1 protein-coding gene is annotated in these 546 nt (G+C 57.1%); it reads left to right on the top strand.

Annotation, left to right across the window (positions count from 1 at the left end; translation table 11 throughout):
• Positions 1-47: 47 nt before the first annotated feature.
• Positions 48-546: ribonucleotide-diphosphate reductase subunit beta (locus AACY52_RS29795; RefSeq protein WP_339561302.1), on the top strand; the 499-nt coding region annotated here is incomplete at its 3' end.

Genomic DNA, 546 nt, shown 5'->3' with positions numbered 1-546 from the left:
ATTTCAAAGCTTTAACCCATCAAAATCGAACGTACCGGAGTAACCCCATGTCCCTCACCGAAGCCCGCAAGCAGTATAAGCCGTTCGAATACCCCTGGGCGTTCGATTTCTGGAAGCGCCAGCAGCAAATCCACTGGATGCCCGAGGAAGTGCCGCTGGGCGAGGACTGCAAGGACTGGGCGGCCAAGCTGGACGACGGCGAGCGCAACTTGCTGACCCAGATTTTCCGCTTCTTCACCCAGGCCGATGTCGAGGTGCAGGATTGCTATCACGAGAAATATGGCCGCATCTTCAAGCCGACCGAGATCAAGATGATGCTGGCGGCGTTCAGCAACATGGAGACGGTGCACATCGCCGCCTACAGCCATTTGCTCGACACGATCGGCATGCCCGAAAGCGAATATGGCGCCTTCCTCGAATATAGCGAGATGAAGGACAAGCACGATTATCTGCAGACCTTCGGCGTCGATTCGGACGAGGACATCGCCAAGACGCTCGCCATGTTCGGCGGCTTTACCGAGGGGCTGCAGCTCTTCGCCAGCTTCG

Origin of the sequence: Pseudomonas sp. EA_65y_Pfl1_P113 (assembly GCF_963970525.1) — a bacterium.
In the GTDB taxonomy this organism is placed as follows: Bacteria; Pseudomonadota; Gammaproteobacteria; order Pseudomonadales; family Pseudomonadaceae; genus Aquipseudomonas; species Aquipseudomonas tritici.
This window is presented reverse-complemented; position numbering and strand designations above follow the sequence as displayed.